Origin of the sequence: Kytococcus sp. HMSC28H12 (assembly GCF_001816045.1) — a bacterium.
GTDB classification, from domain to species: Bacteria; Actinomycetota; Actinomycetes; order Actinomycetales; family Dermatophilaceae; genus Kytococcus; species Kytococcus schroeteri.
The window spans coordinates 1-21,407 of the sequence record NZ_KV824358.1 but is presented as its reverse complement, the minus strand read 5'-3'; the positions used below and the strand labels follow the sequence as shown (position 1 = coordinate 21,407).

The following is a 21,407-nucleotide window of genomic DNA, read 5'->3' as shown; positions in this document are numbered from 1 at the left end:
CGCCGCGGGGTGGGCCAGCCGCCCCGAGACCCTCCGGAGCACCTCGTGACCCCCGTGACCGCTGCAGCGGTGCTCGCCGCCCCGGCCGCCGCCGACGCCCCCGCCACCTCGTGGACCTGGCTGCTGCTGGCCTGCGGGCTGGCCTTCGCGCTCAAGCTCGGCGGGTACCTGCTGCCGCGCACCCTGCTCGAGCGGCCGGCCGCCCTGGACCTGGCCGCCATGGTCACCGTGGGCCTGCTGGCCGCCTTGACGGCCACCAACACCCTCGCCTCCGGGCAGGGACTCCAGCTGGACGCCCGCGTGGTGGCACTGGGGGTGGCCGTGGTGGCCCTGTGGATGCGGGCGCCCTTCCTGCTGGTGGTGGTGCTCGGGGCGGCCTCGGTGGCCCTGGCCCGGGCCCTCGGCTGGTCCTGACCGGCGCCCCCCTCCCCTCTCCCCCGCGCGGCGCACGACGACGGGGCCCACCGACCGTCCGGTGGACCCCGTCGCGGCGTCGTGCGGTCAGCACATGGGCAGGGTCCTGAAGGTGTAGCCCCGGGCACGCAGCTGGCGGATCATGTCGTCCAGCGCCGCGACGGTCTGCGAGCGGTTGCCGCCCCCGTCGTGCATGAGGGCGATGCCACCGGGAGTCATCCGCTTGACCACGTCGTCGACGATGGCCTTCTCGCCCGGGCGCTGCCAGTCGTTGCCGCCGGCGCTCCACAGCACCGAGTAGCCGAAGCCGGCCGACCCCGCGGCCTCGTGCACGCGGTCGTTGGTGGCGCCGTACGGCGGGCGGAAGCACTTCGGCGGCCCACCGATGACGGCCTGCGTGCTCGTGAGTTCCTTGACCACCTGCGGGCTCGTGAGGTCCCACAGCTCGGGGTGGTTCCACGAGTGGTTGGAGACCTTGTGGCCCTCGGCGCGGGTCCGGGCCACCAGGCCGGGGTAGGCCTTCGCCCACGACCCGACGACGAAGAAGGTGGCCGGCACGTCGTACTTGTCGAGCACGTCGAGCACCTGCGGGGTGTACCTCTGGTGGGGTCCGTCGTCGAAGGTCAGGTAGGCGACCTTCTCCCCGGTGGGCCAGCTGAGGATGCGCCGGGCGGCGGTGCGGGGCGTGGTGGCCGAGGTGGACACCCAGCGGTGGTCGCCGACGTGCTGCCAGCCGCCCACCACCGGCCCGGTCACGCGCGTGCCCGCGGACAGCCTCCCCACCACGGAGTTGCCGGTGGACGGCCCGAAGCGGACGTTGGTGGTGCCCAGGGTCCACCGGGTGCGGCTGGCGCCCGGCGAGCGCAGGTGCTCCAGGCGCACCCACTCCCCCTCGCGCACCCGGCCCCACCCGTTGGTGACCTGCGAGTACTCCACCGGCTTGCCCGGCGCCAGCACCCGCACTGCGGCGTAGGTGCTGCGCGGCCCCTTCCGGACGGTGGTGCTCGTGGCGGCCACCCCCAGCGTCCAGGTGGACGAGGCGGTGACGGTGTCACGCGCCGCGACGGCCCGGGCCTCGGCCACGGACTGCGCCGGCACGCCGCCGGACTCCGCCCCCGGCACCCGGTCCTCGCGGGCCAGGGCGCCGGCGGTGGCCAGCATCGTGACGGCGACGCACCAGGCGGCGCCGCGACGCACGAGGCGGACACGGTCGTGTGCGGTCATGGTGTTCCCCTCCTCGGTGGGCCCCCGCCCACCTGTCATGACGGCGGGTCCCCTCGACCCGTCCGTGACGGCGCGGACCCCCTCGGTCCGGCCGCTGTGCGGACCCTCTCGGCCCGCGCGGGTGGCCCGGGCCCCCTCGGCCCGTTCCCCCTGCCGTCGTGCCGGGGCCGCCCCCCGCACACGACCCCCTGACGGGGTGCACCCCGACCTTAGCCGGGGTGCACCTCACGGGAGCCCGTCGAGAGCCTCACAGTCCCCGCACAGACCCCACCTGCCTGGCCGGTCTCAGCCGGGCAGGCCCTTGAGCAGCTGGCGCGCCATCACCATGCGCTGCACCTGGTTGGTCCCCTCGTAGATCTGGGTGATCTTGGCGTCGCGCATCATGCGCTCCACGGGGAAGTCCTTGGTGTAGCCGTAGCCGCCGAAGAGCTGCACCGCGTCGGTGGTGACCTCCATGGCCACGTCGGAGGCGAAGCACTTGGCCGCGGCACCGAAGTAGGTCAGGCCCGGGTCGTTGCGCTCCGACTTGGCGGCCGCGTTGTACACCAGCTGGCGGGCCGCCTCGAGCTTCATGCCCATGTCGGCGAGCATGAACTGCACGCCCTGGAAGTCGGCGATCGGCTGACCGAACTGCTCGCGCTCCTTGACGTACGCCAGCGCGGCGTCGAGGGCGCCCTGCGCGATGCCGAGGGCCTGGGCGCCGATGGTCACGCGGGTGTGGTCGAGCGTCTGCAGGGCGATCTTCAGGCCCTGGCCCCGCTCGCCCACCATCCGGTCGGCCGGGATGACGCAGTTCTCGAAGAGCAGCTCGCGGGTGGGCGAGCCCTTGATGCCGAGCTTGCTCTCCGGCTCGCCGAAGGAGAAGCCCTCGTCGTCCTTCTCCACCACGAAGGCGGTGACGTTGCGACCGCGGGGGCCGTCCGGCTCGGTGACGGCCATGACCGTGTAGTACTCCGAGACCCCGGCGTTGGTGATCCAGGACTTCTGGCCGTTGAGCACGAAGCTGCCGTCGGACTGCTCGGTGGCGGTGCAGCGCATGCCCGCGGTGTCCGAGCCCGCCCCGGCCTCGGAGAGCCCGTAGGAGAACATCGCCTCCCCGGCGGCCACCGGCGGCAGGTACTTCTGCTTGACCTCCTCGCTGCCGGCGAGGATCAGCGGCATGGTGCCCAGCTTGTTCACGGCCGGGATGAGGGAGCTCGAGGCACAGCCGCGCGCCACCTCCTCGATGACGATGCAGGTGGCCAGCGCGTCGGCCCCCAGGCCCTCGTAGTCCTCCGGGATGTGGGGGGCGTGGAACATCGTCTCGCGCAGCGCGTCGTAGGCGACCTGCGGGAACTCGCCGGTCGCATCCACCTCTGCGGCGGCGGGCGCGATCTTGTCGCGCACGAGCGGGCGGATGGCCTCACGGACCGTCTCGTGGAAGTCGCTGGGCGTGTACAGGTCGAAGTCGCTCACCGGGCCATCGTACGGCGCGGCCCCACCTGCCTCGTGACCCCCGTCACTCCCGGGCACGCACGAGGGCGGCGACACCCCGTGCAGGGTGCCGCCGCCCTCGCGCTCACGGCCCGGCTCAGAGGAACTCGAGCGGGTCGAACTCGTGGATCGGGATGATGCGCATGCGCGGCAGGCGCGCGTTGAAGGCGTGCACCTCGTACTCGAGGTCGAAGGTCTCCATGCCCTGCTCCTCGAGCTCCACGAAGCCCGCGTTGCGGTACTCGCGGAAGCCCATGAGGCCCAGGCGGCGGTCCTCGTCGTCGAGCAGGCGCGTCATCTGCGGCAGGAAGTCGCCGTCGTGGCTCACCAGCACCACGTCGTCGGAGCGCTCGGCGAGCGCGTCCAGCGTGCGCTGGATGGCGATGTCGACGACCTTCTCGTCCGGCCCACCGGACAGCGGGATCGGCTTGTAGCCGATAGCCATGAGGGCCTGCACGAAGTTCATCGGCAGGTGCTCGGTGCTGGCGGCCAGGAAGAACAGGCCCTGCACCGGCTGGGCCCAGGCCTGCTGCATGTGGGTCAGCAGGCGCTCCCACCGGGGGCGCTCGTCGGGCTGGGGGCGGCGGCCCAGGCAGTTGCCCAGGGTGGCGTCGATGTTCTCGCCGTCGACGAGGAGGTAGGTGGTGCGCTCGGGGGCGGCGGGGTTCATCGCGGGTCCTCGGCGGTCGGTGTGGACGGGGCGGGTTCGCCCTGCCCCTGCAGCCTACGGGCCAGCGCCTCGCCCTTGGCGTGGGCCGCGTCGCGCAGCGAGGACTGGAACTCCACCATCCGCTGGCGCAGGGCGAGGGACTCCTCGTCGGTGCCCGCGGCCAGGATCTGCGCGGCGAGCAGGCCGGCGTTGCGCGCGCCGCCCACCGACACCGTGGCCACCGGCACGCCGGCCGGCATCTGCACGATGCTCAGCAGCGAGTCCATGCCGTCGAGGTGCTTCAGGGGCACCGGCACGCCGATGACGGGCAGCGGGGTGGTGCTGGCGAGCATGCCCGGCAGGTGGGCCGCTCCCCCGGCGCCGGCGATGATGACGCGGTACCCCGCATCGGCGGCCGTGCGCCCGTGCTCGATCATCTCGGTGGGCATGCGGTGCGCCGACACCACCTGCACGGTGTGACTCACCCCCAGCTCCTCCAGGGCCGCGGCGGCCGCCTCCATGACGGGCCAGTCGCTGTCGGAGCCCATGACGATGCTCACATCGGCGGGGGCGCTGGTGCGCAGGTGGCTCATGCGGTCTCTCCTTCGTCGGTGCCCTCCAGCAGGGCCCGGGCGGTCTCGGCGCGCCGGCGCAGGTCGTCCAGGTCGTCACCGCACACGGTGACGTGCCCGACCTTGCGCCCGGGGCGCACCTCCTTGCCGTACAGGTGGATGCGGGCGGCGGCGTCACCGGCCATGACGCGGCGCGAGGCGGCGTGCAGGTCCTCGGCGGCGCCGCCCAGGACGTTGGCCATGACGGTCCAGGTGCTGCGCGGGGCGGTCTCACCCAGGGGCATGTCGAGCACGGCCCGCAGGTGCTGCTCGAACTGGTCGGTGGTGGACCCGTCCTGGGTCCAGTGGCCGGAGTTGTGCGGGCGCATGGCGAGCTCGTTGACCACCCAGCCGCGGTCCTCCTCGGTGGGGGCCCCGGTCTCGAAGACCTCCACGGCCATCACGCCGGTGACGCCCAGCTGCTCGGCGAGCTGCTCGGCGGTACGGCGCACGTCATCGGCCAGCGCCCGGTCCACCTCGGACGCGGGGGCCTCCACGCGGGTGCAGATGCCCTGCTCCTGCACGGTGTGGACCACCGGCCACGAGCGGACCTCCCCCGAGGGCGTGCGCGCCACCATCACCGCGAGCTCGCGGCGGAAGGCCACGGCCTGCTCGGCGAGCAACGCAGCCCCCTCGGCGCGGTCGAACCACGCGGCGGCGCGCTCCAGGTCGGCGGGGCCGTCCACGAGCATCACGCCCTTGCCGTCGTAACCGCCCCGCGGCGTCTTGAGCACCACCGGCCACTCACCGGCGGCGAACTCCTCCAGCGCGGCCGTGCTGGTCACCTCGGCCCAGCGGGGCACCGGCAGGCCGGCCTCCGAGAGGGCGCGGCGCATCACCACCTTGTCCTGGGCGTGCAGGAGGGCGTCCGGCGCCGGGTGGAGGGCCACGCCCTCGTCCTGCAGCACGGCCAGCACGTCGGCGGGCACGTGCTCGTGGTCGAAGGTCACCACGTCGCACACGCGGGCCAGCTCGCGCAGCGCCTCCAGGTCGTCGGCGCGCCCCAGCGGCGCCTGCGGGAAGACCTGCGCGGCCGCGGCGTCGGTGGACTCGGCCAGCACCACCACCCCCAGGCCGAGCTCGGTGGCGGGACCGGCGCACATGCGGGCCAGCTGGCCGCCGCCGACGATGCCCACGACGGGCGCCCCGGTGGGGACCTGCGGACGGTTGACGAGGAGGGGGGAGGCGTCTGTCACACCCGGAGGATATCCACCGTGCGTCGGAGCGGCCGCGGCCGCTCGCGCGCGTACCGTGTGCCCAATGACCAGCGAGCACCACCAGACCACCGGACTGCGCCGCGCCCTGGGGGTGCTCACCCGCGAGGCGAGCAAGTTCGGGGTGATCGGCCTCCTCGCGTTCGTCATCGACGCCGGCCTGTACAACCTGCTCATGTACGGCCCCGTGCTCTCCACCGACGCCGCCGCCGAGGGCGTCCTGGGCGACCACCCCCTCACGAGCAAGGTCGTCGCCACCGCCGCGGCCACGGCCTTCGCCTGGCTGGGCAACCGCTACTGGACCTTCCGCCACGCCCGCCGCGCCGACGTCGGCCGTGAGGCGCTGCTGTTCGTCGTCTTCAACGTGCTCGGCCTGCTCATCGCGCTGGCCTGCCTCTGGTTCAGCCACTACGTCCTGGACTTCCGCTCGCAGCTGGCCGACAACATCTCCGGCAACGGCGTGGGCCTGGTGCTCGGCACGCTCTTCCGGTTCTGGGCCTACCGCACCTTCGTGTTCACCGAGGAGCTCGGCGACGAGCTGGAGCCGTACGACGAGGACGACGACCCCGAGTCGGTGGTGCGCCCCTACGGCGTGCACGAGGAGGTCGACCACCACGACGCTTCCGGCCACCGGAGCGACTCCGGCCACCACGAGGACCCCGACCACCAGCAGGTCGGCACCGCGGCGTGACACCGCGGCCTCCGCACCCCGCGACGCGCACGCAGGCGCCCTGCCCCCATCGACGGAGGGCGCCTGCGGCGTTCAGCGGGTGGGTGACTCCGCCGGCTCGGAGAGGAACACCCCGAAGGTGGCGTGCCGCTCGTCGAGCAGTTCCAGGCGGCCCCCCACCGCGGTGATGATCTGCCGCGCCAGGGCCAGGCCGCGCCCGGTGCCGCCCCCGGCGGTCACGTCGCGCTCGAAGATGAGGTCGGCGATCTCCGGCTTGATGCCGGGCCCCTCGTCGCTCATCACCAGCTGGACGGACGGGCCGTTGTGCTCGATGTGCAGGGTGATGATGCCCTCGCCGTAGGTGAGCGAGTTCTCGATGAGGGTGGAGAGCACCTGGGAGAGCACCCCCTGCGGGCAGGCCACGTGCAGCCCGAAGGTGCCCGTCACCCGCATCCCCCGGCGCTGCTCGCTGAACAGCGGCTGCCACTCCCGCTGCTGGGCGGCGATCACCTCGTCCAGCGAGAGGATGTCCATGGTGGCCAGCGCCGAGTTGGCGGCGGTCTCCAGCATCTCCTCCACCACGGCGGTGAGGCGCTCCACCTGGGTGTGCGCCTCCTCGGCCACCTCGCGGGCCTCCTCGGCCGACTCGGCCAGGGCCAGCTCGTCGAGGCGGATGGTGAGCGCCGAGAGCGGCGTGCGCAGCTGGTGGGCGGCGTCACCGGCCAGTCGGCGCTGGGAGGTGACCATCCGGGTGAGGTGCACCGCGCGGCGCTGCACGGCATCGGCCAGGTCGTCGATCTCCGCGATGCCGGTGGGCTCCGGGCGGGCGCGGGTGCTCTCACCGGTGCCCATGCCCGGGATGCGGCGGGCCAGGGCGTCGATGGTGGCCTCCGGCCCGTCCAGCGCCTCGTGCACGCGGCGGGCGTTGAACAGCGTGGTCAGGCGCAGCCCGGCCAGCACCGCCAGCGGCACCCCGAGCCAGGCCCACAGCGGGGGCCCGGGCAGGTCGAGGGTGGCCCAGATGCCCAGCCCCACGGCCACCAGCAGGGGGAACAGGGCGCTGAGCTGCGCCACCCGCACCGCCCGGTGGACCACGTCGGTCCACAGGCGGCGCAGGGTCACCTGCGCGAGGGCCTTCACTCCTCGGTGACCAGCCGGAAGCCCACCCCACGGACCGTCGCCACGAAGCGCGGGGCGTTGGGGTCGTCGCCGAGCTTCTTGCGCAGGCCCGAGACGTGCATGTCCAAGGTCTTGGTGGACCCCACCCAGTCGGTCTGCCAGGCCTCACGCATGAGCTGGTCACGGCTCACCACCCGGCCGCGGTCGCGAACCAGGATGTGGAGCAGGTCGAACTCCTTGGCGGTGAGGGTGACCTCCTCGCCGTCCACCCACACGCGGCGGGCGGAGGAGTCGATGCGCAGGCCGTCATCGGAGTCCGCGCCGTCCAGGCCGGTCTCGTGCGGGGCACGGCGACGCAGCAGGGCCCGGACCCGGGCGTGGAACTCGGCCAGGCGGAAGGGCTTGGTCACGTAGTCGTCGGCGCCGGCGTCCAGGCCCACGACGGTGTCGATCTCGCCCGCGCGGGCGGTGAGCATGAGCACCGGGAAGGTGTGGCCCTCCGCGCGCAGGCGGCGGCACACCTCCAGGCCGTCCATGCGCGGCAGGCCGATGTCGAGCACCAGCAGGGTGCACCCCTGTCGGGCGGTCATGAGAGCGCTCGGCCCGTCGGCCACGACGGTCACGTCGAATCCCTCGCGCCGCATGGCGCGCGCCAGCGGCTGCGCGATGTCCTCGTCGTCCTCGGCGAGGATCGCGACCAGCGGCTCACCCGTCTCGTGGACGGTGCTCTCGCTCACTTGCCCGGCCACTTCGGTGCGCGCTTCTCGGCGAAGGCGGCCACGCCCTCGGCGCGGTCACCGGAGAAGGCGGTGGCGCGCCAGCAGGCGTCCTCCACCTGCAGGCCGGTGCGCAGGTCCACGTCGCTGCCCAGGCGCATCGCGCGCTTGGCGTTGCGCAGGCCCACCGGGGAGTTGCGGCCGATGGTCGCGGCCATCTCCAGGGCCTTCTCGCGGGCGGAACCGGCCAGGACCAGCTCGTCGACGATGCCGATCTCTGCGGCCTCCGGGGCCGGGTACTTGGCCGCGGTGAAGATGGCGCGCGCGGCGCGGCTCCACCCGATGCGGCGGGTCAGCAGCTGGGTGCCGCCCCCGCCGGGGATGACGCCCACGGACACCTCGGGCAGACCCAGCAGGGCGCCCTCGCCGGCCACCAGGACGTCGCAGGAGAGCGCGATCTCCAGGCCACCGCCCAGGGCGAACCCGTCGACGGCGGCGATGGTCGGCATCGGCAGGTCCAGCACCCCGCCGTAGGCGCGCTGGGTGACCGGGCGCTGCTCCATGAGGTCGGCGTCGGTGAAGGAGTTGCGCTCCTTGAGGTCCGCCCCCACGCAGAAGGCCTTCTCGTGGGCGGAGGTGACCACCACGCAGCGCACGTCGCTGGCGGCCAGCTCGTCGGTGGCGGCGCTGATGCGGCGGGCCATCTCGGTGGAGATGGCGTTCATGGCGCCGGTGCGGGCCAGCACCAGCTCGGCCACCTCACCGTCCTCGCCGTGCCGCTCGATGCGGACCCAGTCCTCCGGGCGGTCCGGGGTCGACGGATCACTCATGGCTCTCTCCAAACGTGAGGTGGCCCCGGGCCGAGGCACCGGGAGGGACGGACAACAGGTGGTGCGGCGTCACCGGGCCGATGCCGTGCAACGTCCGCGGCTCCAGTACCGCGAAGCGCCAGGCCGGGTCGTGCGCCAGGGCCCCCGCGGTCTCGGGGTCGGTCAGCACCGTCCCGGCCGCGGCGTTCGTGGTGAGGCGGGCGGCGCGGTTGACGGTGTCACCGTAGACGTCGCCGAGGCGGAGCAACACCCTCCCCGTGGCGACACCCACCCGCAGGGGCGGCAGCATCGGGTCCTCGTTGGCGGCGCGCACGAGGTCGTGGGCGATGAGCACCGCCGAGCGGGGGTCCAGCGCCTGGTAGAGCACCTCGTCGCCGATGGTCTTGACCACGCGCCCCCGGTAGCGGCGCACCACGTCGACGACGAGCTCCTCGAAGCGCGTCACCAGGCGGGCGATCTCCACGTCGCTGGAGCGGGCCACGCGCTCGGAGAACGAGACCATGTCGGCGAAGCCCACCGAGCGGTTCACGCCGGCGGCCAGCTCGGAGCTCGCGTCGGCGAAGAGCGTCGAGAGCGAGGCCGTGAGGTGGCGGCGCCAGGTGTAGCCCACGAGGCGCTCCAGGTCGTCGGCCAGGTCGGCCAGCACCACACCGGTGGCCTCGGCGACCTCCGGGGTCACGCGCTCGGCCAGGCCCTCGGTGCCGTCGGCCACCACGGAGGCGTCCGGGTGGTCCCAGGCGCCCAGCTCGCGGCGGGGCTCCCGGCGGTAGCGCTCCGCGTCCTGCAGGCGCTCGGCCACCACCTCCACCTGCCAGGTGGCCAGCCGCTCGGTGGTGGTCCCGATGCCGCGCATCAGGCTGATGAGCACGTCCTCGTCGATCTCGTAGCGGCCCAGCAGCCGCCGGGCCACCGTGAGGGCCTCGAGGTCGGCATTGCTGAAGACGGTGTCCTCGGCGCGGGCGTTCTGGAAGCCCAGGGCCCGCCAGAAACGGCGTGCCACGCGCAGCGGGACGCCCGCGTGCCGGGCCACCTCGCCACGCCGCATCGTGCGCCGGCGCCCGATGATGCGCTCGGCGATGGCGTCCATGGTGCGCGCGGGCGGGTCCGCGACCTCCGCGGGCCGGTGCGGGGGCAGCGCCGAGGGGAGCGAGTGGTTCAGGAAGGGCTGCTCGCCGTGCACGGGTCGCACGTCGCGCATGCGCTCCATGGGGCTCCTCCTCCCGTCATCGACCTGGACCGGTACATGGTGTCACGTGGGTCACGTCGCGGGGCGGAGGTGGACCACGTCCGCCGCCTGGAACTCGCGCGGCCCCTCCCCCGGCTCCCCGGCGACCTCCACGAGCAGCCCGCCCGAGGGCGCCAGACCGGTCGCCGTGCCCCGGACGAGCTCACCGCCGGGCAGGTGCAGGTCCACCTCCTGGCCGAGGGTGGCGCTCACCGCGGCCAACCGGTCGGTGAGCGGGCCGTGCTCGGCGTCCGCCAGCTCGGGGGAGACCCCCTCGGCCAGCCAGGCCGCGTGCCACACGGCCAGCCGGTGGAGCACCCCGGTGAGCACCTGCTCGCGGAGGTCTGCCGGGGGCACCCAGCCGGGGCCGTGGACGGCACGGAGCTCGTCGCAGACGCTCGCCGAGCGCCCCGCGGCCTCGGCCGACAGCCCCGCGGTGGGCCACACGTTGAGGCCGATGCCGGCCACCACCGAGCGGCCGCCCTCCCCCACCTGGCACAGGATGCCGGCGAGCTTGCGCCCGGAGGTCCGCGAGAGCACGTCGTTGGGCCACTTCACCCCCGTCGGCAGACCCAGGGCCGCCAGCGCCTCGTGGACCGCCGCCCCCACGCAGAGCGGCACCTGCCCCCAGCGCGGCGTGCGACTGGCCGCCAGAGCGAGGTCCACGGCATCGACCCCGCCGGTCAGGGGCAGCACCACCGAGACCGCGATGCCGGAGCCCGGCGGGTTCTCCCAACCGCGCCCCAGCCGTCCCCGGCCGGCGGTCTGGTGGTCGGTGGAGACCGCGCGCCAAGGGGTGCCGTCGGCCAGGGCCAGCGGTTGCGTGCTGGGGAGGCTGGCGTGGTGCACGAGACCGTCGGCGAGGTCGGACAGCGCGCGGCCCACCGGGTCGTGGACCGGGCCGCGGTCCGCGGCCAGGGCGCGCAGGGCGCCGCGCACCGCCGGCAGGTCGAGGCGGCTGTGGGGGTCCTCCAAGTCCTGGGGGGCAGGGCTGTGGTCGGTGTGCGAGAGGTGGGTCACAGGCCAACGTTAGGGTGGCGCGCATGACCGAGCACGGATCCGCGGGCAGCGAGCCCGAGATCGACCTGACCACCACCGCCGGGCGACTGGCCGAGTTCGAGCGCCGCCGGGCCGAGGCCCTGCACGCCGGCTCCGAGCGCGCCGTCGAGAAGCAGCACGCCAAGGGCAAGAAGACCGCCCGCGAGCGCATCGACGCCTTCCTGGACGAGGGCTCCTTCGTGGAGCTCGACGAGTTCGCCCGCCACCGGTCCACCAACTTCGGGCAGCAGAAGAACCGCCCCTACGGCGACGGCGTGGTGACCGGCTACGGCACCGTGGACGGCCGCACCGTGTGCGTGTTCGCCCAGGACTTCACCGTCTTCGGCGGCTCCCTCGGCGAGGTCTTCGGCGAGAAGATCGTCAAGGTCATGGACCTGGCGCTGAAGATCGGCTGCCCCGTGGTGGGCATCAACGACTCCGGCGGCGCCCGCATCCAGGAGGGCGTGGTGGCCCTTGGCCTGTACGCCGAGATCTTCCGCCGCAACGTGCACGCCTCGGGCGTCATCCCGCAGATCTCGCTGGTCATGGGCCCCTGCGCCGGTGGCGCCGTGTACTCGCCGGCCATCACCGACATCGTGGTGATGGTGGACCAGACCAGCCACATGTTCATCACCGGGCCGGACGTCATCAAGACCGTCACCGGTGAGGACGTGACCTTCGAGGACCTCGGCGGTGCCCGCACCCACAACTCGGTGAGCGGCGTGGCCCACTACATGGCCAGCGACGAGGCCGACGCGCTCGAGTACGTGCGCGAGCTCATGGCCTACCTGCCGCAGAACAACCTCGACGAGGCGCCGGTCTTCGAGGCCGAGGACGCCACGGCCGACGTGGACGAGGCGCTCGACACGCTCGTCCCGGACTCGGCGAACATGCCCTACGACATGCTCACCGTCATCGAGTCGATCGTGGACGACGGCGACTTCCTGCAGGTGCAGGAGCTGTTCGCGGCCAACATCATCTGCGGCTTCGGGCGTGTGGAGGGCCGCTCGGTGGGCGTGGTGGCCAACCAGCCGATGCAGTTCGCCGGCACGCTGAACATCGACGCCAGCGAGAAGGCCGCCCGCTTCGTGCGCATGTGCGACGCGTTCAACATCCCGGTGCTGACGCTCGTGGACGTGCCCGGCTTCCTGCCCGGCACCGACCAGGAGTTCGGCGGCATCATCCGCCGCGGTGCCAAGCTGCTGTACGCCTATGCCGAGGCCACGGTGCCGCTGGTCACCGTCATCACGCGCAAGGCCTACGGCGGCGCGTACGACGTGATGGGATCCAAGCACCTGGGTGCGGACGTGAACTTCGCGTGGCCCACCGCGCAGATCGCCGTGATGGGCGCGCAGGGGGCGGCCAACATCCTGTACCGCAAGCAGTTGGCGGCCGCCGAGGCCGAGGGCGGCCCGGAGGCGATGGAGGCCGAGCGCGCCAAGCGGATCGCGGAGTACGAGGAGACGCTGGCCAACCCGTGGATCGCGGCCGAGCGCGGCTACGTGGACGCGGTGATCCGCCCGGCGGACACCCGCGCCGAGGTGGCCAAGGCCCTGCGGGCGTTGCGCACCAAGCGCGAGACGCTGCCGGCCAAGAAGCACGGGAACATCCCGCTGTGAGCCCGGCGACGCGGGAGGCCGGGGACGCGTCTGCGGTCCCCGGCATGGAGGACGCGGCTTCGACTGCGGCTGCGGACGCGGCTGGCACGGCCGGTGAGCCCGTGGTCACGCTGCCGGCGGACGCCTCGGCCGAGGAGGTGGCCGCCCTGACGGTGGTGTTCTCCGCCCTCGGTGGTGGCGAGGCCCCGGCCGTGGAGCGCACCAATCGCTGGGGCGTGCCGGGTTCCGGGGTCCGCGGTGCCGTGGTTGCCGGACCGGGCGCCTGGCGGGCCTCCGGCCTCCCCCGCTGAGACCCGGCGGCACCCGACGGCGCAACCGGTTCACCTCTGGAGCGCGCCAACGCCGACTGTGGGCAACCGGTTGACCCCGTGACTGTCATGGGGTCAACCGGTTGCCCACAGTCGCCTGAGGTGGTCCCACGCCACCTGACCGTTCAACGATCTCGCCGTTCCCCATCGGCTCGGCCACGGGCCAGCGCCACGAGGAGTGCCTCGCGCAGCTGCGCGGGGCGTCGGAGGTCTCGAGCCGTGGCGCGGATGACCGCCCACCCGGCAACCTCCAGCAGCCGGGTCCTCGAGATGTCGTGCTGCCACTGCCGGCGGTCGGTGCGGTGGTGGTCGCCCTCGTACTCCAGGACCACGCGCTGGTCGCGCCACACCAGGTCGCCGGTGGCCAACCATTGGCCGTCGACGTCGAGGACGGGCGCATTCACCGCCGGCGCCGGCACTCCCCATGTGAGCACGAGGAGCCGCAGGCGGCTCTCCGGTGCGGAGGCGGCTCCGGCATCGGCCTGCGCGAGGGCGCGCAGGGCCCGGGAGTTGCCCTTGCTCCCGGCCCGCAGCCTGCTCGCCAGGAGGTCCGGGGTGACGAGGCCCTCCACCGGGCAGCGCCGCCCGAGGACCGCGTCCGTCAGGGCCACGTGGTCCGCCTCCCCGAGCACGACCGCCATCTGCGCCCACGTCTGGGCGAGCGAGGTGCAGCGCGTCTCGCCCACCTCAGCCACCGTCAGGCCCCTCACCCGATGCCCCTTCACACCGCGACGACGGGGCGGGGTGAGCGGGGGCTCCACGCTGACGTGAACGGGCTCGTGCGGTGTCCACATGCTCGGCAGCGGGAGTCCGTGGAGCCGAGCGGCCGTCACGTGGCTGAGCACGCAGTGGGCCGGCAGCACCTCGAGCACAGCCCGGGCAACCTCATGGCACCGTGTGGCCGAGGTGACCAGAAGGCCCTGGGTCGGGCTCCAGGCCCCCGCGTCCTGCAGCGCCACCCGGCTTGTGACGCGGCCTTCCGGTGTGGTCACGCGATGGCCCCGAGTGGTCCGGTATGCCTTGAACGACGCTCTGTCCATGGCCGGATGCTGGCTGATCCGTCCGCCTCAGGGCACTCGTCATCCACAGCCGTGACCCCACGCAGCCAACCGTGGGCAACCGGTTGACCCCACGACTGTCGCGAGGTCAACCGGTTGCCCACGGTGGCCAGAGGAGGGCGGCCAGGGAGGGGCAGACGCCCCTCAGCCGCGGCGGGCCAGGGCCTCCACGTGGCGCTGGTGGTACATCGACGGCAGGCAGGCGGCCTCCACCAGGGCACGGGAGGCCTCGAGGTCCCCCATCGCGCCGGCGAAGGCGGTCCGCATCGTCACGCCGTGCACCGGGGCCCGGCCCAGCTCGATGCGGTCCCCCGCCCGCACCACGCCCGGCTCCACCACGCGCAGGTAGGTGCCGCACCGCCCCCGCGCGGTGAACCGCTTGAGCCAGCCCCGTTCGTCGAGCCACGCGGCGAAGGTGCGGCATGGCCGGCGCGGGACCGACACCTCCAGCAGTGCCGTGCCGATGCGCAGCGGCTGGTTGACCACGAGCGCCTCCAGGTCGATGCCGGTCGTGGTCAGGTTCTCCCCGAACGCCCCGCAGGCGAGCTCCCGTCCCAGCTCGCCCTCCCAGTGGTCGAGCTCCTCGCGGGCATAGGCGTACACCGCCTTCTGCGCCCCGCCGTGATGTTGGCTGTCGCCCACCACGTCGCCGCGCACGCCCGGCCCGTCGCCGTAGGCCGGCCCCGGCGTGAACAGCTCCAGCTCCCCCACCGGCCGCTTGTCGATGCCGCTCACCCGGTCGGCACCGCCCGGGTCCGGCTGCGGGTGGGCCAGGTTGGTGGAGAGCACGTGCGGGTCCATGCGCGCACGGTAGCCGCGGTGGACCCGCCACGCGGCGGGCCGGGTGCCGAGCCGCGGGAAAGTGGCTGACGCGCGCCCGCCCGGCGGGGTACCGTCCGCCTGTGACCCAGGACACTGCACCCCAGACCGCCCCCGCCCGCGAGAGGACGGCGATCGACGCCATCGCCGACGCCCACCTGGCCGCCGAGGTGGCCCTCTCCCCCACCGCCGCCACCTACCTCGGTGTGCCCGGCGACGAGACGCGTCTCGACGACGTCTCCCCCGCGGGCCTCGCGAAGCAGGCCGAGCTGGTGCGCGACACGCTCGCGAAGCTCGACGCCGCCGAGCCGGTGGACGAGACCGACCGCGTGACCCTGGAGGCCATGCGCGAGCGCCTCGGCCTGGAGCTGGAGATGCACGAGGCGCTCATCCCGCACGGGGCGCTGAACAACATCGCCTCCCCGCTGCAGGGCTTCCGCGACGTGTTCGACCTCATGGCCACCGACACCGCCGAGCAGTGGCGCACCATCGCCCAGCGCCTCGGCGCCGTGGAGGGCGCGCTGGACGGCTGGTTCGCCTCCCTGGCCCACGCCCGCGAGGCCGGCAAGGTGCCCGCACAGCGGCAGGTGCGCGCCTGCATCGGTCAGTGCGAGGACAACTCCGCTGACGGCGGCTTCTTCGACGCCTTCGCGCGCGACGCCCGCCTCGAGGACGGCTCCGACCTGCCCGCCGACGTCCGCGAGCTGCTGGAGACCAACGCCCGCGCCGCCAAGGATGCCTACGCCGCCGCCGGTCGCCGCTTGACCGAGGAGGTGCTGCCCACCGCGCGCGAGGAGGACGCCTGCGGCATCGAGGCCTACCGCTTGCACTCCCGCTACTTCCTGGGCGCCGAGGTGGACCTGGAGGAGACCTACGCCTGGGGGCAGGCCGAGCTGGCCCGCATCGACGGGCTGATGCGCGAGACCGCCGAGCAGATCAAGCCCGGCGCCACGGTCAAGGAGGCCGTGGCCGTGCTCGACGCCGACCCGGCCTACCAGCTGCACGGCAAGGACGCCCTCCAGCAGTGGATGCAGGGCAAGGCCGACGAGGTGATCGAGAAGTTCAGCGGCGTGCACTTCGACATCCCCGAGCCGGTGCGCACCATCGAGTGCATGATCGCCCCCACCGAGACCGGCGGCATCTACTACACCGGCCCGTCCGACGACTTCTCCCGCCCGGGGCGGATGTGGTGGTCGGTGCCCAAGGGCGTCACGGAGTTCTCCGCCTGGCGCGAGCTGACGACCGTCTACCACGAGGGCGTGCCGGGCCACCACCTGCAGGTGGCGCAGACGGTGTACCGCAAGGAGCTGCTCAACGGCTGGCGCCGACTGGCCGCGTGGACCTCCGGGCACGGCGAGGGGTGGGCGCTGTACTCCGAGTGGCTCATGGCCGACCTGGGCTGGATGGACGACCCGGGCAACCGCATGGGTCTGCTCGACGGTCAGGTGCTGCGCGCCGCCCGCGTGGTGCTCGACATCGGCTTCCACTGCGGCTTCGAGGCCCCCGAGCTGGTGGGCGGCGGCCAGTGGGACTACGACAAGGCGTGGGCCTTCCTCACCCACTACGTGAACATGGAGGAGGGCTTCCTGCGCTTCGAACTGGACCGCTACATGGGCTGGCCGGGCCAGGCGCCGAGCTACAAGATCGGCGAGCGCCTGTGGCTGGAGCTGCGCGACGAGTGCCGCGCGCGTGCCGAGGCCCGCGGTGAGGAGTTCGATCTCAAGGCCTTCCACCGCCGGGCGCTGGACCTGGGCGGCATGGGCCTGGACACCCTGCGCGAGGCGGTGCTCCGCGGCGCATGAGTCGCTCCCCCGACGGTGGGCGCGGGGCGAGGGGGCTCCCGCCCGCCGGCACCGTCACCGGACGGCCCGTGCCCTGCCCTGCGCCGCCCGACGCGTTCTACGACCTGCTGGTCGACCCGCGCCGCCGCCCGGAGTGGCAGTCCTCCCTGCGCCGGGTCGATGCCGTGCGCCCCGCCGGGGGCGGCCCGGTGGCCTCGTCCGGCACCACCTGGCGGGACGTCACCGTGGTGCCGGGCATCACCCCGTCGATGCGGTTGACCGTCGCCGAGCGCCCGACCCACTGGGTCGAGGAGGGCCGCTTCGGGGCGTTCCGCGCCTGGCTGCGGCTGGACCTCCTGCCCCACGGCGCAGGTTCGCAGGCCGTGCCGCGGTTCGTCGTCCACGGGCCGCTGGGGCTGGGCCGGCTGCTGACCCTCACGGCGGTGCCCGCCATCCGGGCGGACCTGCACCGGGCCGCAGCGCTGGCCGCCGGCGCCTGAGCTTGGGTGGGCCGGCAGCATCCGGTGACTCAGCGGGATACCGGCGACGGGCGGGTCTACCGTGGCCGCATGAGCGCACACCCCACCTCCGCCGAACTTCCCGTCGCCACCGGTGTGATCGCCGGCGCCCCGATCCACGAAGGGAAGGTGCGCGGCACAACCGTGGTCTCCGACGACCACGTGCGCACCGTCTGCTTCGCCATGGACGCCGGCACCGAGCTGGCCGAGCACAAGGCCGCCCACCGCATCAGCATCACCGTGGTGGCCGGACGGATGCGGTTCACGGTGCACGGTGAGGACCACGAGATGGTGGCCGGTGACGTGGTCAACCTGCCGCGGATGGTGGAGCACGCCGTCCTCGCGGAGGAGCCGACGCATTTCGTGCTCACCATGCACATCGGTGCCTGAGGGCTACCCACGGCCCACTAGCCTCGGGGCATGACCCACACCCCTGAGGCCCCCTCCCCCGACGTCACCCCCGGCCACCGTCTGGTGCTCGCCAGCCAGTCCGCCTCACGTCGCGCGCTGCTGGCCGCGGCCGGCATCGAGGCCCGGGTGGAGGTCTCCGGGGTGGACGAGGACGCCGTCCTGGCCCGGGCGGAGCAGGTCCGCGGCGAGGCGCTGGCCCCCGAGGAGGTGGCGCTGCTGCTGGCCCAGGCCAAGTGCGAGGCCGTGGTGCCCCAGGTGGAGGACGACGCGGACGCGTGGGTGGTGGTCGGCTGCGACTCGGTGCTGGAGGTGGACGGGCGGGTGTTCGGCAAGCCGGGCACGCCCGAGGTGGCCGCCGAGCGCTGGCGGGCGATGCGGGGGCGCACCGGCGTGCTCCACTCGGGCCACTGGCTGGTGGACCTGCGTGACACCGACCCCGACGGCGAGGCCGGCTCCGGCGCCACCCTGGGCGGGGTGTCGTCCACGACCCTGCACTTCGCCGACGTCACCGACGAGGAGGTCGACGCCTACGTGGCCACCGGGGAGCCGCTGCACGTGGCGGGGGCGTTCACGCTGGAGGGGCGCGCCGCGGCGTTCATCACCCGTGTCGAGGGGGACCCCAGCGGGGTGCAGGGCCTCTCGATGCCGGTGCTCCGCGACCTGCTGGGCGAGGCCGGGCTCGGCGTCCACGAGTTCTGGGGCTGAGACCCCACGCACGAGGGTGGCGCGGGCACCTGTCCGCGCCGCCCTCGTCGTCGCTGGATCGAACCCGCTCAGGCCCCGGGCCGGTGGTGGCGTCCGATGGGGACCATCAGCGGCGTCCCCGCCACCGGGTCCGTGACCACCTGGCTGTCGATGCCGAAGACCTCGTAGATCACCGCGGGCGTCATGACCTCCTGCGGGCTGCCGGCGGCCACGAGCCTGCCCCCCGCCAGCGCGATGAGGTGGTCGGCATAGCGCGCGGCCAGGTTGAGGTCGTGCAGCACCATCACCACGGTGGTGCCCTTGCGCTGGTTGAGATCGGTGAGGAGGTCCAGCACCTCCACTTGGTGGCGCACGTCCAGGTAGGTGGTGGGCTCGTCGAGCAGCAGCACGCCCGTCTCCTGGGCCAGCGCCATCGCGATCCACGCCCGCTGGCGCTGGCCGCCCGAGAGCTCGTCCACCGGACGGTCGGCCAGCGCCGTCACCTCTGTCGCCTCCAGCGCCTGCGCCACGGCTCGGTCGTCCTCGCGGCTCCACCGCGCGAACATCCGCTGGTGCGGGTGACGGCCCCGCCCCACGAGGTCACCGACGGTGATGCCCTCAGGGGTGACCGGCGACTGCGGGAGCAGGCCCAGCCGCCGGGCGAGCTGCTTGGCGGGCATGCGGTGCACGTGCTCGCCCTCCAGCAGCACCTGTCCGTTGCGCGGCCTGAGCAACCGGGACATGGAACGCAGCAGGGTGGACTTGCCGCAGGCGTTGGGTCCGACGATGACCGTCACCCTCCCCTCCGGGAGGCCCAGGGTGAGGTCCTGGACCACCACGTGGTCCTGGTACCCGAGCGACAGCTCGTGCACCTGCAGGACGTCGTCCTCGCGGACGGCCGTGCCGGGGGTCTCCGAGACGGTCACAGGCTGCCTCCAGTGCGGTTGGTGCGGATGATGAGGTACAGCAGGTAGGGGGCGCCGAGCACGCCGGTCACCACTCCCACCGGGTAGCGGAAGGGGGTGAGGTTCTGCCCCACCCAGTCGGCGCCCAGCACCAGTGCCGCGCCCGTGAGCGCGGCCGGCAGGAGCACCGAGCCGTTCGGTCCCACCACGCGTGCGGCGATGGGACCGGCCAGGAAGGCCACGAAGGCGATGGGGCCGGTGGCCGCCGTGGCGATGCAGATGAGCATCACCGCGGACAGGATCGCGAGCATCCGGCTGCGCTCCACGCGCACTCCCAGGGCGGTCGCGGCGTCATCGCCCAGCTGCCCGATGCTGATCTCCCGCGCGTTGGCCAGCAGAACGGTGCCCAGCACCACGACCGCAGCCGCGGGCAGCACCACCGAGGCCCAGGTGGCACCGTTCAGGGTGCCGGTCAGCCAGCGCAGGGCCTCGGCCAGCTGGGCCCGCTGCGCCTTCTCCAGCTGGATGGCCACCACGCTCTGCAACATGGCGGCCGCGCCGATGCCGATGAGCACCAGGCGCGTGCCGTGCAGACCTCCCCGCCACGAGAGCAGGTAGACCACCGCGGCCACGCCCAGGCCCGCCAGGACCGCCATGACCGAGACCCGGGTGTCGGTCCATCCCATCGAGATGATGCCGATGGCCGCCGCAGCGCTCGCCCCGGCGGTGATGCCGACGACGTCGGGGCTCGCCAGAGGGTTGCGAAGGATGGTCTGGAAGGTGGCGCCGGAGAGCCCGAACGCGACGCCGGCAACGGTCGCCATGGCCACCCGGGGCATGCGGAGCTCGCCGACGATGAACTCGGCCCCACCCGCGTCATCGCCGGTGGCGACCGCCCACACCTCTCCCAAGGAGTAGGCGGGGTCGCCGAGCGTCAGGCTCACGCCCACCAACGCCACGACCACGACGCCCAGCGCGAGCGTGCTGCCCGCCCAGCGCAGTTGCCGGGCACGGCGTCCGGACCGGACCAGCTCCTCGGTGGTGCTCACAGCTCCCTCACCTTGTTGCGTCGCACGATGGCGATGAAGAACGGCGCCCCCACCAGCGCGGTGATGATGCCCACGTCGAGCTCGGCCGGCGGGGTGACCACTCGCCCCAGCACGTCGCTCGCAGTGAGCAGCACGGCACCGCCCAGGGCGCTGAAGGGTACGAGCCAGCGGTGGTCGATGCCGATGAGCAGGCGGAAGAAGTGCGGGACGACCAGGCCCACGAACCCGATGGGGCCGGCCACGGCGGTGGTCGCACCGCACAGCACCACGGCGGCCGCGCTGGCCACAACGCGGGTGATCCACACGCGCTCGCCCAGGCTGGCCGCCACCTCGTCGCCGAGCCCCAGCAGGTTCAGCCCCCGGCTGACTGCCCAGACGACCACGAAGCCCACAGCCAGGAAGGGCAGCACGTGCAGCAGCACGGCCTCCGTGGCGCCGCCCACGCCGCCGATCTGCCACGAGACCACGTTGAGGCCGATGTCCTGGCGCGGCAGCACCACGGCCGAGACCATCGCTGTCAGGGCCACGGTGAACGCCGCACCGGCCAGGGCCAGCTTGAGCGGGGTCGGGCCGCCCCTCCCCATCGAGCCGATGACGTAGACGGTCACGGCGGTGACGGCCGCACCGGCGATGGCCACCCAGATGAACGATGTGGGCTGGGTGAGCCCGAACCAGGCGATGCCGACGGCCACCGCCAGGGAAGCGCCGGCGTTGACCCCCAGGATGCCGGGGTCGGCGAGCGGGTTGCGGGTGACCGCCTGCATCACCAGACCGGAGACCGCCAGGGCGGCACCGGCCACCATCGCCAGCGCGGTGCGTGGCACCCGCTTGGCCACCGCGGCCTGGTCGAAGCCGTCGACGTCGCCGGTGATGCCGGCCCAGACGTCGTCCAGTCCGACCGAGCGCGAGCCGATGGCGACCGACATCCACGCCGTCACCAGCAGCACCGCGACCATGACCAGCAGCACGAGTCCACGCAGGCGGCGCACCCGCGCCAGCGCCGTCACGACGGACGGGTGGGCGACGTCCGGGGTCCCCGAGGGGCCCGCGGTCGACTGGACCGCGGGCCCCT

Annotated in this window: 23 protein-coding genes; 8 read left to right on the top strand and 15 right to left on the bottom strand. The window is 73.5% G+C overall.

All coding sequences use genetic code 11. The features are described 5' to 3' along the window. Positions 1-69: 69 nt before the first annotated feature. Positions 70-414 (top strand): AzlD domain-containing protein, encoded by a 345-nt coding sequence (locus HMPREF3099_RS03880; protein ID WP_070704219.1) that lies wholly within the window; start codon positions 70-72, stop codon positions 412-414. Between the two features lie 87 nt (positions 415-501). Here HMPREF3099_RS03880 and HMPREF3099_RS11910 read toward each other — a convergent pair whose 3' ends face one another. The 5 genes from HMPREF3099_RS11910 to HMPREF3099_RS03855 all read right to left on the bottom strand — a co-directional run bounded on the left by HMPREF3099_RS11910 (position 502) and on the right by HMPREF3099_RS03855 (position 5,567). Next, entirely contained in the window at positions 502-1,638 is a 1,137-nt protein-coding gene (locus HMPREF3099_RS11910; protein ID WP_083323472.1) for a polysaccharide deacetylase family protein, read from the bottom strand. Positions 1,639-1,923: 285 nt separating this feature from the next. Continuing rightward, positions 1,924-3,093: an acyl-CoA dehydrogenase family protein gene (locus HMPREF3099_RS03870; RefSeq protein WP_070704203.1), complete on the bottom strand. Its 1,170-nt coding sequence runs from the start codon at positions 3,091-3,093 to the stop codon at positions 1,924-1,926. A gap of 115 nt (positions 3,094-3,208) precedes the next feature. Next, positions 3,209-3,781, bottom strand: coding sequence for an NYN domain-containing protein (locus tag HMPREF3099_RS03865; RefSeq protein ID WP_070704200.1), 573 nt, complete (start codon positions 3,779-3,781; stop codon positions 3,209-3,211). After that, complete coding sequence (gene purE / locus HMPREF3099_RS03860) at positions 3,778-4,353, bottom strand: 5-(carboxyamino)imidazole ribonucleotide mutase (protein WP_070704197.1); 576 nt, start codon at positions 4,351-4,353, stop codon at positions 3,778-3,780. The genes HMPREF3099_RS03865 and purE overlap by 4 nt, the downstream gene beginning before the upstream one ends. Further along, positions 4,350-5,567 (bottom strand): 5-(carboxyamino)imidazole ribonucleotide synthase, encoded by a 1,218-nt coding sequence (locus HMPREF3099_RS03855; RefSeq protein ID WP_070704194.1) that lies wholly within the window; start codon positions 5,565-5,567, stop codon positions 4,350-4,352. Before HMPREF3099_RS03855 ends, purE begins: the two co-directional genes overlap by 4 nt. A 64-nt stretch (positions 5,568-5,631) precedes the next feature. Here HMPREF3099_RS03855 and HMPREF3099_RS03850 point away from each other — a divergent pair, with 64 nt between their 5' ends. Further along, the gene (locus tag HMPREF3099_RS03850; protein WP_070704191.1) at positions 5,632-6,276 is read left to right on the top strand and encodes a GtrA family protein; all 645 of its coding nucleotides are present in this window, start codon (positions 5,632-5,634) and stop codon (positions 6,274-6,276) included. A gap of 72 nt (positions 6,277-6,348) precedes the next feature. Here HMPREF3099_RS03850 and HMPREF3099_RS03845 read toward each other — a convergent pair whose 3' ends face one another. The 5 genes from HMPREF3099_RS03845 to HMPREF3099_RS03825 are packed head-to-tail and all read right to left on the bottom strand — an operon-like array spanning position 6,349 to position 11,165. Beyond that, positions 6,349-7,395, bottom strand: a complete 1,047-nt coding sequence (locus HMPREF3099_RS03845; RefSeq protein ID WP_083323471.1) for a sensor histidine kinase — start codon at positions 7,393-7,395, stop codon at positions 6,349-6,351. Beyond that, the gene (locus HMPREF3099_RS03840; RefSeq protein ID WP_305778344.1) at positions 7,392-8,075 is read right to left on the bottom strand and encodes a response regulator transcription factor; all 684 of its coding nucleotides are present in this window, start codon (positions 8,073-8,075) and stop codon (positions 7,392-7,394) included. Before HMPREF3099_RS03840 ends, HMPREF3099_RS03845 begins: the two co-directional genes overlap by 4 nt. 32 nt (positions 8,076-8,107) lie before the next feature. Beyond that, positions 8,108-8,920 carry an enoyl-CoA hydratase/isomerase family protein gene (locus HMPREF3099_RS03835; RefSeq protein WP_070704188.1) on the bottom strand — a complete coding sequence of 271 codons (813 nt, stop codon included), beginning with the start codon at positions 8,918-8,920 and terminating at the stop codon, positions 8,108-8,110. After that, positions 8,913-10,127: an adenylate/guanylate cyclase domain-containing protein gene (locus HMPREF3099_RS03830; protein WP_070704185.1), complete on the bottom strand. Its 1,215-nt coding sequence runs from the start codon at positions 10,125-10,127 to the stop codon at positions 8,913-8,915. Before HMPREF3099_RS03830 ends, HMPREF3099_RS03835 begins: the two co-directional genes overlap by 8 nt. Before the next feature lie 51 nt (positions 10,128-10,178). Beyond that, complete coding sequence (locus tag HMPREF3099_RS03825; RefSeq protein WP_070704182.1) at positions 10,179-11,165, bottom strand: biotin--[acetyl-CoA-carboxylase] ligase; 987 nt, start codon at positions 11,163-11,165, stop codon at positions 10,179-10,181. Between the two features lie 23 nt (positions 11,166-11,188). Here HMPREF3099_RS03825 and HMPREF3099_RS03820 point away from each other — a divergent pair, with 23 nt between their 5' ends. Both HMPREF3099_RS03820 and HMPREF3099_RS03815 read left to right on the top strand, forming a co-directional pair. Continuing rightward, a complete protein-coding gene (locus HMPREF3099_RS03820; RefSeq protein WP_070704179.1) occupies positions 11,189-12,802 on the top strand; it encodes an acyl-CoA carboxylase subunit beta in 1,614 nt (537 codons plus the stop codon). Positions 12,803-12,846: 44 nt separating this feature from the next. Then, positions 12,847-13,092: an acyl-CoA carboxylase subunit epsilon gene (locus HMPREF3099_RS03815; protein ID WP_070704177.1), complete on the top strand. Its 246-nt coding sequence runs from the start codon at positions 12,847-12,849 to the stop codon at positions 13,090-13,092. 143 nt (positions 13,093-13,235) lie between these two features. Here HMPREF3099_RS03815 and HMPREF3099_RS03810 read toward each other — a convergent pair whose 3' ends face one another. Beyond that, positions 13,236-13,820, bottom strand: a complete 585-nt coding sequence (locus tag HMPREF3099_RS03810) for a DUF559 domain-containing protein (RefSeq protein WP_141494313.1) — start codon at positions 13,818-13,820, stop codon at positions 13,236-13,238. A gap of 492 nt (positions 13,821-14,312) precedes the next feature. Further along, on the bottom strand, positions 14,313-14,969 hold the full coding sequence (locus tag HMPREF3099_RS03805) for an MOSC domain-containing protein (protein ID WP_070704171.1): 657 nt from the start codon (positions 14,967-14,969) through the stop codon (positions 14,313-14,315). Positions 14,970-15,070: 101 nt separating this feature from the next. Here HMPREF3099_RS03805 and HMPREF3099_RS03800 point away from each other — a divergent pair, with 101 nt between their 5' ends. The 4 genes from HMPREF3099_RS03800 (at position 15,071) to HMPREF3099_RS03785 (ending at position 18,402) form a co-directional block, all read left to right on the top strand. Beyond that, positions 15,071-16,789: a DUF885 domain-containing protein gene (locus tag HMPREF3099_RS03800; protein WP_070704168.1), complete on the top strand. Its 1,719-nt coding sequence runs from the start codon at positions 15,071-15,073 to the stop codon at positions 16,787-16,789. After that, positions 16,786-17,268, top strand: a complete 483-nt coding sequence (locus tag HMPREF3099_RS03795; protein ID WP_070704165.1) for an SRPBCC family protein — start codon at positions 16,786-16,788, stop codon at positions 17,266-17,268. Before HMPREF3099_RS03800 ends, HMPREF3099_RS03795 begins: the two co-directional genes overlap by 4 nt. A 69-nt stretch (positions 17,269-17,337) precedes the next feature. Then, positions 17,338-17,676, top strand: coding sequence for a cupin domain-containing protein (locus tag HMPREF3099_RS03790; RefSeq protein ID WP_070704162.1), 339 nt, complete (start codon positions 17,338-17,340; stop codon positions 17,674-17,676). 30 nt (positions 17,677-17,706) lie between these two features. Further along, positions 17,707-18,402, top strand: a complete 696-nt coding sequence (locus HMPREF3099_RS03785; RefSeq protein ID WP_070704159.1) for a Maf family protein — start codon at positions 17,707-17,709, stop codon at positions 18,400-18,402. Between the two features lie 68 nt (positions 18,403-18,470). Here HMPREF3099_RS03785 and HMPREF3099_RS03780 read toward each other — a convergent pair whose 3' ends face one another. The 3 genes from HMPREF3099_RS03780 to HMPREF3099_RS03770 form a co-directional block, all read right to left on the bottom strand. Continuing rightward, positions 18,471-19,259 carry an ABC transporter ATP-binding protein gene (locus HMPREF3099_RS03780; protein ID WP_070704209.1) on the bottom strand — a complete coding sequence of 263 codons (789 nt, stop codon included), beginning with the start codon at positions 19,257-19,259 and terminating at the stop codon, positions 18,471-18,473. A 44-nt stretch (positions 19,260-19,303) separates the two neighbouring features. Then, positions 19,304-20,335 carry a FecCD family ABC transporter permease gene (locus HMPREF3099_RS03775; protein WP_070704156.1) on the bottom strand — a complete coding sequence of 344 codons (1,032 nt, stop codon included), beginning with the start codon at positions 20,333-20,335 and terminating at the stop codon, positions 19,304-19,306. Beyond that, the coding region (locus HMPREF3099_RS03770) for a FecCD family ABC transporter permease (RefSeq protein ID WP_371327507.1) at positions 20,332-21,407 on the bottom strand (1,076 nt) is incomplete at its 5' end. The genes HMPREF3099_RS03770 and HMPREF3099_RS03775, both read right to left, overlap by 4 nt.

Excerpts from the sequence above, each read along its gene's own strand:
- HMPREF3099_RS03830 (WP_070704185.1), bottom strand. The coding sequence starts at position 10,127 with ATGGAGCGCATGCGCGACGTGCGACCCGTGCACGGCGAGCAGCCCTTC.
- HMPREF3099_RS03795 (WP_070704165.1), top strand. The coding sequence starts at position 16,786 with ATGAGTCGCTCCCCCGACGGTGGGCGCGGGGCGAGGGGGCTCCCGCCC.
- HMPREF3099_RS03865 (WP_070704200.1), bottom strand. The coding sequence starts at position 3,781 with ATGAACCCCGCCGCCCCCGAGCGCACCACCTACCTCCTCGTCGACGGC.
- HMPREF3099_RS03850 (WP_070704191.1), top strand. The coding sequence starts at position 5,632 with ATGACCAGCGAGCACCACCAGACCACCGGACTGCGCCGCGCCCTGGGG.
- purE (WP_070704197.1), bottom strand. The coding sequence starts at position 4,353 with ATGAGCCACCTGCGCACCAGCGCCCCCGCCGATGTGAGCATCGTCATG.
- HMPREF3099_RS03820 (WP_070704179.1), top strand. The coding sequence starts at position 11,189 with ATGACCGAGCACGGATCCGCGGGCAGCGAGCCCGAGATCGACCTGACC.
- HMPREF3099_RS03785 (WP_070704159.1), top strand. The coding sequence starts at position 17,707 with ATGACCCACACCCCTGAGGCCCCCTCCCCCGACGTCACCCCCGGCCAC.
- HMPREF3099_RS11910 (WP_083323472.1), bottom strand. The coding sequence starts at position 1,638 with ATGACCGCACACGACCGTGTCCGCCTCGTGCGTCGCGGCGCCGCCTGG.
- HMPREF3099_RS03805 (WP_070704171.1), bottom strand. The coding sequence starts at position 14,969 with ATGGACCCGCACGTGCTCTCCACCAACCTGGCCCACCCGCAGCCGGAC.
- HMPREF3099_RS03835 (WP_070704188.1), bottom strand. The coding sequence starts at position 8,920 with ATGAGTGATCCGTCGACCCCGGACCGCCCGGAGGACTGGGTCCGCATC.
- HMPREF3099_RS03815 (WP_070704177.1), top strand. The coding sequence starts at position 12,847 with ATGGAGGACGCGGCTTCGACTGCGGCTGCGGACGCGGCTGGCACGGCC.
- HMPREF3099_RS03790 (WP_070704162.1), top strand. The coding sequence starts at position 17,338 with ATGAGCGCACACCCCACCTCCGCCGAACTTCCCGTCGCCACCGGTGTG.